We start from the raw sequence: 9,364 nt of genomic DNA, 5'->3' as shown, positions 1-9,364 counted from the left end.
CGAGCCGACTATCTTATCATAATGATTTGAATTGTCAAGCTTTTTTATGTTTTGTCTTAGCTTGGTAATCTAAGTAATAAGTTGGTTAACTTACTGCTTAGCTTCCTTTGCTGTGGGGCGTATTATATAGAGTTTAAGAGGTGTGTCAACCGCTTTATCAGGGGTTTTTAAGTTTATTTGATAAGACTTTTAATTGTGTATGGTTTTCAATGGGTTAAGATTAATATTCATTTAATTCTCTTAAATTAGACGGTAAATAATTACTCAGCTTTAAACAGTATCTATCGATATTCATTAATTATCATCTATAGCGTTGCCATTAATAACTTACTTTAAGCTAAAACTTTGAGGCTCCATACTGACTTTTTGGCATATTTATCTGTTTACTGATAATTGCCTTCGCTGTGTCCTTAGCTAACTATGATTTACACTTCTTGATATTCGTATAGATAGCATCTATATATAGAAGCCGACCTAATCCCTTACTATCTAGTGTTGATACACAGTTTTTGCTATAATAGCTGACTTTATAATATTGCTTAATGGCATTTCTTATTAGCCTTGATTGTTCAACGGTTGATTGTTTGAAATTTTGCCTTTAAGTGATATCTATCTCTTATAACATATCATAGCAGTTGGATATAATTGACGCAGTCTTGCGGTTATATGATTGATGGTTGCAATCATCACTGCCAACGGACGCAAAAAGGTGAATAGATTATGGTAGCGATTACTTTACCCGATGGTAGCGTAAAAAACTTCGAAGGTAGTACCACCGTCATGGAAGTGGCACAAAGCATTGGTGCAGGATTGGCTAAAGCGACGGTCGCCGGACGTGTAGATGGTCATCTAGTTGATGCGCACGACCCTATCGCTCATGATGCTAAGGTTGAAATCGTGACACCAAAAGATGATGACGGTGTCGATATCATTCGCCATTCTTGTGCTCATCTATTAGGTCATGCCGTTAAGCAGTTATATCCTGATGTAAAAATGGTGATTGGCCCCGTTATCGATGATGGTTTTTATTATGACATCTATAGCGAAACGCCATTTACGCCTGAGCATATGGCAGCCATTGAAAAACGCATGATGGAACTCATCAAGCAAGATTATGACGTTATCAAAAAAATAACGCCACGCGATGAAGTCATTAAAATCTTTGAAGAACGTGGTGAAGACTATAAGCTTAAGCTGATTAACGATATGCCAGGCGAAGAAGCGTTTGGCTTATATCATCATCAAGAATATGTCGATATGTGCCGTGGTCCACACGTGCCGAACACCAGATTTTTAAAAGTATTCAAACTGACCAAAATGTCTGGTGCATATTGGCGCGGTGATGCCAAGAACGAGCAACTGCAACGTATCTATGGTACAGCATGGGCGGATAAAAAAGATTTAAAAGCCTATATTCAGCGTATCGAAGAAGCTGAAAAACGTGACCATCGTAAAATTGGTAAAGCGTTAAATCTGTTCCATATGCAAGAGCAAGCACCCGGTATGGTGTTTTGGCATGCGAATGGTTGGACGATATATCAAGTACTTGAGCAGTATATGCGTAAAGTACAGCATGATAATGGCTATGAAGAAATTAAAACGCCGCAAATCGTCGATCGTAGCCTGTGGGAGCGTTCGGGACATTGGGGCAACTATGCGACTAATATGTTCACGACTGCCAGCGAAAATCGTGATTATGCGGTAAAACCAATGAACTGCCCGTGCCACGTGCAAGTCTTTAACCAAGGCTTAAAATCTTACCGTGATTTGCCATTACGTATGGCAGAGTTTGGCTCATGCCATCGAAACGAGCCATCAGGTTCACTACATGGTTTGATGCGTGTACGCGGCTTTACCCAAGATGATGCACATATCTTCTGTACGCAGTCGCAAATCCAGCAAGAAGTCGCTGACTTTATTAAGCTAACCCTTGCCGTTTATGAAGACTTTGGTTTTGACAATATCATTATGAAACTCTCGACCCGCCCTGAAAAACGGGTTGGTAGTGATGAGTCTTGGGATTTTGCCGAAAAAGCTTTGGCCGATGCATTAGATAGTTCAGGTCTTGATTGGGCTTATCTACCAGGTGAAGGTGCATTCTATGGTCCGAAGATTGAATTTAGTTTGAAAGATTCTTTAGGTCGCGTCTGGCAGTGCGGTACGATTCAGGTTGACCCAAACATGCCTGAGCGCCTAGATGCCGAATTCGTCAATGAGCAAAACGAGCGCGAAGTACCTATTATGTTGCACCGTGCCATCTTAGGTTCATTCGAGCGCTTCATTGGTATTTTGATTGAAAACTATGCTGGTTGGATGCCCGTTTGGCTAGCGCCGCAACAAGTGGTGGTGATGAATATCACTGATAAACAGGCAGATGCTTGTGAAAATGTGGTCAGCCAACTCAAAAAGTCAGGTTTGCGAGCTATTAGTGACTTGCGTAACGAAAAGATTGGATTTAAGATACGAGAGAAAACATTAGAACGCGTTCCCTATATGCTAGTATTAGGGGATAAAGAAGTCGAATCGGGCAGTGTCAATGTCCGTACTCGTGAAGGTGAAAACCTTGGCGTGATGAGTGTTCCAGAATTTATTACATTAGTACAGACCGCTGTCAGCGACAAAGGCCGACAGACCCCAAAAACAGATGAGGAGTAATACCTATTAAACAGTCAAACCGTTTGAACATCAACGAAGATATCACAGCCAAAGAAGTCCGTCTCGTTAAAGAAGACGGCGAACAGATGGGCGTGGTCGATATCGAAACCGCGATGAAAGCGGCACGTGAAGACAGTCTAGATTTGGTCGAATTGGTTCCTGAAGCCAAACCGCCAGTATGCAAAATCATGGATTATAAGCATTTCCTCTATGATCAAAAGCAAAAGGCGAAAGAAGCTAAAAAGAACCAAAAGCAAACTCAGCTAAAAGAGATGAAGCTGCGTCCTAGTACTGAAGAAGCTGATTATCAGGTCAAACTGAAAAAAATCGTCAGCTTTTTGGAAGACCAAGACAAAGTTAAAATCAGTATTCGCTTTCGTGGCCGTGAAATGGCGCACCAAGAAATTGGTCGCAAGCAGCTAGATCGTATTATCGAAGATACTGCTGAGATTGCTAACGTTGAGCAATATCCTAAGATGGAAGGTCGTCAGATGGGTATGCTGCTTGGGCCAACTAAGAAAAAGTAATCTGTTTATTAGATGGCTGTTAGTCAATATAGATATGTATAACCTTAACCATCAATATACTGCGGGATATTGATGGTTTTTTATTGTGTGCATAGATACATATCTCTTTTAAATATGTTTAGTCAGATATAATTGGCTGACTCTATTTTACAAAACCTACCTTCTCAACCATTTGATTACGCGGTAATCTAAAGGTCTGTTTTATATTTGCTAATCAGCATTTATTAAAAATTTCTAGTAAGTGTATAAAAATAACGTATATCACGACCATCAGAGTCGTTGACAAAAACACTACTTTTATCCAATATTGAAGGAAATTTCATGCAAGAATTGACCCCACCAGAAAATGCAACGACGCCAAGTATTTCTCTAACCGCGCCTGAACCTGTGAGAGAAATACAAAAAAGCGAAGCAGATCAAATGGTCAAATTGGATGACAGCCAAATCCCCGAGCTTGATGCCAAGGTCGATGCCTTTGTTGATCATGTGATTAATAATTCTGTGCACAGTGCTGAATTTCAGCAAAATGTGCAATCGATTCATAATCTCGGTACCAAAGAGATTCGTGAATCAGCCCAAATGTCTAATCGTATGCTCGATTTACCCGCCAAAAGTTTAAATGACAGCTTATTTGATAATTCTCCTATCGCCAAGTCACTGACTGAGTTGCGCGGCATCGTCGAAGATTTAGATCCCAGTAAAAAAGAGCTGACCAGCTCACGTAAGTTATTCGGTCTCATCCCATTTGGCAATAAAGTACAGGATTACTTCCGTCAATATGAATCGGCACAATCACATATCAACGCCGTAGTAACCAGTCTATATAATGGTAAGGATGAGCTGCTCAAAGACAATGCGATGATTGAGCAAGAAAAAGTCAATATGTGGGAGCTGATGCAATCCATACGCCAATACGTTTATGTCGGCAAAAAAATCGATGAGCAGTTAGAACAAAAGGTTTATGCGATAGAAGCGACCGATCCCGAAAAAGCACGCATTATTAAAGAAGAGATGTTGTTTTATGTGCGTCAAAAAAACACCGACTTTTTAACCCAGTTAGCCGTGAACGTGCAAGGCTATTTAGCGCTCGATACCATTCGCCGCAATAACTTAGAATTGATAAAAGGCGTTGATCGAGCCACCACAACCACCGTATCTGCACTACGTACAGCGGTCGTGGTTGCCCAAGCAATGACCAATCAAAAACTGGTACTTGATCAAATTACTGCTTTAAATAAAACCACCAGCAGCTTGATTGAATCGACCTCAGCGATGCTAAAACGTCAGTCAGGTGAAATCCATGAGCAAGCGACCAGTAGCAGTATTGAGCTTGATAAATTGCAAAACGCTTTCAATAACGTCTATGATACGATGGATATGATTAGCAATTATAAAATTGAAGCACTAGAAAATATGAAACAGACGGTCAATACTTTGACTACTGAAGTCGATAAGGCTCAGAAATACTTGGATAAGTCTAACCAAACAACAGTATTAGAAGTGTCGAAAGAGATAGACAGTAAAAAGATAACCAATAAATCAAGTACAGTCGATATCGACATTTGATTTGTTTTAATAGTTGTTGCCTATTAAAGGTGGCCACTTCCTGCTACCAAATACACTTAAGACAATTGACGCAAGATATTGCAACGTCGTTCGTGTTAAGATAGCCATTATTAATAATTTTAAAAATAGATACGGTAATTTATGAGTTGGAACGATCCAAACGCCTCAAGTGAGGCAAAAAGATATGACAATCCTATCCCTAGTCGCGAACTGATACTCAGTACGATTAATGAGCATGGTGAAGTCACGCATCAACAATTGGCAAAAGCCTTTAATATTGATGACCCAGACCAGTTTGACGCTTTAGGCAATCGCCTAAAAGCGATGGCACGTGATGGACAAGTAAACCGCGACGGTCGTCCTTATCGCTATCGTACGGTGACTAAACAAGATGTCGTCAGAGGTACAGTGTCTGCACATCCTAAAGGCTTTGGCTTTGTATTATTAAGCGATATGCCAGATTTGTTTTTGCATGAAAAGCAAATGCGCTGGGTTTTCAACGGTGATACCGTAGATGCAATCGGTACATCGACAGACAATCGCGGGCGCACAGAAGGACGTATCGTCGATGTCGTTGAACGTCGCCAAAACAACTTCATTGGTACATTAGCGCGTGATGAAGATGGCTACTGTGTCGAGCTTGGTAGTCCAAATAATCACCAGCCGATTACCGTTACTGAAGAAAATGTACAAGCGTTGAACGCTAAGCAAGGCTCTCCTGTTAAGGTTGATGTTATTGATTGGCCAAATCAGCATGAATTTGCGACGGGTAAAATCACCGAAGTACTGTCTGATGACAATGACCGCGAACTGATTATTGAGACCACCTTACTCAATTATGACATCCCATCAGATTTTAGTGAAGCAGCACTGAAGCAAGCCAACGATTATCAAGAGCCGACTGAAAAAGATCTAAAAGGTCGTACAGATTTGCGTGATTTGCCGCTGGTGACTATCGATGGTGAAGATGCACGTGATTTTGATGATGCCGTATTTGCCGAAAAACGCTCTGGTGGCAACTATCGTGTCTTAGTTGCGATTGCTGATGTCAGTTATTACGTTACACCAAACTCGCCACTTGATAAAGATGCCTACGAGCGCGGTACGTCCGTATACTTCCCGCATCGTGTGATTCCAATGTTGCCTGAAGTGCTCTCCAATGGTCTGTGCTCACTGAATCCTGACCGTGACCGTCTTTGTATGGTCGCCGATATCAAAATATCGCGGGCAGGCAAAGTGACTGGTTATGAGTTCTATCCTGCTGTCATGCACTCTCAAGCACGTTTAACGTATAATCAAGTGAACGCTTATCTTGAGAATCCAGAAGATAAGAGCGTACCTACCTCACTAACGGGTAATAAAGACGTCAAAAAATCTGTCGATACCTTACATCAATTGTATGAGCTACTGCTTAAAAAGCGTGAAGAGCGTCATGCAATGGAGTTTGAGACAGTTGAGACCTACATTAAGTTCAATGAGAAAGGTGGTATCGAAGCAATCCTACCGCGTACTCGCGGTGATGCTCAAAAACTCATTGAAGAATGTATGCTGCTGGCCAATACTTGTGCAGCGAACTTTGCACTCAAGCATGAGCTTCCTGTCTTATATCGTAACCATGACAAACCTGATGGCGAAAAATCAATGCGTATTCACGAATACGCAAAGAACTTTGGTTTAAGCTTCCCAGAAGAAAATCCAACGCAAGCCGATTATCAGCGTATTATTGAAGCCACCAAAGACAGACCCGATGCGATTAGTATCCACAGCATGCTGTTGCGCTCAATGATGCAAGCAAACTATGCACCTGACAATATCGGTCACTTTGGGCTAGCTTATGACGAATATAGCCACTTCACCTCGCCGATTCGTCGTTACCCTGATTTGATGCTACATCGTGCCATCAAAGCAAAAGTGACCAATACTCAGCAGCCAGTGATGGACTTTTCTCTTGAAGCGGCTGGCACGCAAACCTCAGATACTGAGCGCCGTGCCGAAAAAGCCTCACGCTATGTAGAGTCTTGGCTCAAGTGTCACTATATGAAAGATCATGTTGGTGAAGAGTTCGAAGGTGTGGTTACTACAGTCACAAGCTTCGGTTTGTTTGTCACCTTGACTGACCTATATATCGATGGTTTGGTTCACATCTCTAATGTCGGTGATGACTTCTTTGTTTACGATGAGCAGCAACAACAGCTGATCGGTAAAGACAAAGGGACATTATTCGGACTGGGTGATCGCGTTAAAGTGAAAGTTGCGGGCGTCAATATGGATCTGCTACAAATTGACTTTGATTTAAAAGCCAAATTGCAATCTAGTGAAATGAATCAAACGAAAAGCGCACCTTCTAAGAAAGGTACTGATAAGAAAAGTACTGATAGAAGAGGCCCCGCTAAAAAGACTGGCAGCCGTAGTAAAGGTGCAAGTAAGAAAAGCTAGTGTTAGCAAACGCTTCAAATAATAAAAAGGCCAACGTCATCGTTGGCCTTTTTTATACTTCATTTTTCTAATAGTCAGTTTTTAACACTATTGCACACCGCTCTGATCCAAGCGTTGCTGATCCGCTTGCTGTGCTTGCTCTATCTGTGTTGTTGCACTATCGAGAATCGCTTTTGGCTGCTCACCAAGCGGCTTGCTAGTAATATCGACTGAACTGTTTTTCTCATCATTGTTACTATCTGATTCGGTAACACCAGTAGAAGCCTTCTCAGTGCTACTACTGGTGGTTATACTCTCTCTATCTTTCTCACGTTGATTGCCATTAATGAGGTTAAAACCTAGTAACGCAACCATGCCCACTAGGGCGAATATAATCAAGTGTTTCATTTGCATAAAAAATGTCTCGTATTTGAATGATAATCAGATATACGTTTCGTTGCATTTTTTATGCCTAGTTTTTAGCAGGTTTTTACAAATTATTCTTGCGGGCTATTATTATTCAGTAAATCAGTCTCGTCAGAGCTTTCTGCAATTTCCTGTTCGACTTTTTCCATGAGTTTGTCGTCAGGACGAGCGTTAAGCACCTCATCAGCATTGCGACCTTGTAAAATCAATTTGGCACGAGCCTTTGCTTGTTTTTTGTCCTTATCATCAACGCTATTATCTTTATTCTGGTTTTTATCAGTCACTTTGGGCGTGATTGGCGTAATTGTCATGTCTGACTTAGCACTATCAGTGTTAGCGTTAGCTTGCATATTCTCAAATGCTTTTTCTAAGTTACTATTAAAACGCAAACGATAAATCGGTTCAGGCAAGCTGAAGCCTTCATTTTCTAACGCATGCTTGGTCTCACGAATGGCAATACTGCGTGCTTTTGAGAAATCCGTGTCTGATTGGTCCACCCAAATTTGAAATTCCAAAATGATATTAGAGTCGCCAACATTGGTAATGACAGCCACTGCTTTTGGTTCATCTAAAACGAATGCTAATGTATGTATCGCATCCAGTCCGACCTTGATAGCCGCTAATGGATCATCATTGGCATCAACGCCTAACTCAAAGGTAAATCGACGTTCTGGATTTTTGGTGTAATTTAAAATCGTTGCTTTAAATACTTCAGCATTGGGAATGCGCAACTGGTTGCCATCTAAAGTCATCAGAATAGTCGCACGTGAGGTTAGCCGTACTACAATCCCTTCTTGATTATTAATTAAAATATGATCACGTGCGCGAAATGGTTGGCGAATACTGAGCATGAGCGAGGCAATGTAATTCTCAATAGTGTCTTTGACCGCAAAACCAACGGCGATACCGATAACGCCTGCACCGCCAAGCAAAGTGCCTAAGATAGTTTCGGCGCCTATCAAACTCAGTGCAAGAATCAAACCGAAAACAATAAAAATGACTTTAACGGTTTGTGACAGCAATTCGGCGACAAACGGATTGGGCGTGAGCCGTTGCCACATTTTTTTGCGATTAGACAGCCAACTACCAAACCATGTCACCAATGCAAATAGGACAATGCCGACCAATAGGAGTGGCAAGGCTTTGACTAGATTTTTGGCTTGGGCTTTAAGACCTTGATAAACGGTAGTGACATTGTCTTGAACATCAAGGGTACGATCAATCCGATCTTCGACGGTGACCACATCTGTCAGACGGTTGGTCAAATTAATGGCTTGTTGCGCTTTTTTCTCGTTCGGTGTCTCTCCGGTTAAGGTAACAACACCTTGCGTAACGCTGACATTGACAGCCTGTAGACCTTCTATTTCAGAAAAAATACCCTGAATACGTTGACGAATGTCATTGTCTTTTTGCGGAGTAGGAGTGGTTTCGATTTGCGCATTATTGGTGCTCTCACCACTGATTATGGGTGGTGGCGCTGGCTCAGGTATGACCACTGGAGATGCTGAAGATTCCTCTTCTGAGGTCGCATCAAGTAAAGGTTTGTCAGCTGCTGGATTTTCTGCTGTATCTATCCCCAATGCAGTGGTTACACCAGTCACCTCTTCACCGGCCGCATACACTGGAAAGGTAAAAAAGATGCTTAGTAACAACAGCATTTGACCGCACGCTTTTATAAAATCGCGCATCTTTGAACGGTCAAAGTCGGTGTTCATAAGCATCCTTTGCTTTTTATAGATTTTCGTACTCATCTTTCTTTACTTAATGTTCAATAA

The 9,364-nt window shown here is 41.5% G+C and carries 6 protein-coding genes; 4 read left to right on the top strand and 2 right to left on the bottom strand.

Features of this window, described 5'->3' with window-relative positions:
* The first annotated feature begins 720 nt into the window (after positions 1 to 720).
* From thrS to rnr, 4 genes are all read left to right on the top strand, one after another.
* Complete coding sequence (gene thrS / locus I3257_RS12370; protein WP_238049942.1) at positions 721 to 2,655, top strand: threonine--tRNA ligase; 1,935 nt, start codon at positions 721 to 723, stop codon at positions 2,653 to 2,655.
* A 23-nt stretch (positions 2,656 to 2,678) separates the two neighbouring features.
* The gene (infC, locus tag I3257_RS12365) at positions 2,679 to 3,182 is read left to right on the top strand and encodes a translation initiation factor IF-3 (protein WP_045447656.1); all 504 of its coding nucleotides are present in this window, start codon (positions 2,679 to 2,681) and stop codon (positions 3,180 to 3,182) included.
* 321 nt (positions 3,183 to 3,503) lie between these two features.
* A complete protein-coding gene (locus I3257_RS12360; protein ID WP_238049941.1) occupies positions 3,504 to 4,748 on the top strand; it encodes a toxic anion resistance protein in 1,245 nt (414 codons plus the stop codon).
* Between the two features lie 141 nt (positions 4,749 to 4,889).
* On the top strand, positions 4,890 to 7,184 hold the full coding sequence (rnr, locus tag I3257_RS12355) for a ribonuclease R (RefSeq protein ID WP_238049940.1): 2,295 nt from the start codon (positions 4,890 to 4,892) through the stop codon (positions 7,182 to 7,184).
* Positions 7,185 to 7,271: 87 nt separating this feature from the next.
* Here the strand turns inward: rnr and I3257_RS12350 are convergent, their stop codons facing one another.
* Positions 7,272 to 7,577 (bottom strand): hypothetical protein, encoded by a 306-nt coding sequence (locus I3257_RS12350; protein WP_238049939.1) that lies wholly within the window; start codon positions 7,575 to 7,577, stop codon positions 7,272 to 7,274.
* A gap of 83 nt (positions 7,578 to 7,660) precedes the next feature.
* Positions 7,661 to 9,304, bottom strand: a complete 1,644-nt coding sequence (locus I3257_RS12345) for a mechanosensitive ion channel domain-containing protein (RefSeq protein WP_238049938.1) — start codon at positions 9,302 to 9,304, stop codon at positions 7,661 to 7,663.
* Positions 9,305 to 9,364 lie beyond the last annotated feature (60 nt).

Source organism: Psychrobacter sp. Ps7, assembly GCF_022129225.1.
GTDB classification, from domain to species: domain Bacteria; phylum Pseudomonadota; class Gammaproteobacteria; order Pseudomonadales; family Moraxellaceae; genus Psychrobacter; species Psychrobacter immobilis_A.
The sequence above is the reverse complement of the archived record's forward strand: the minus strand, read 5'-3'. Positions and strand labels throughout refer to the sequence as shown.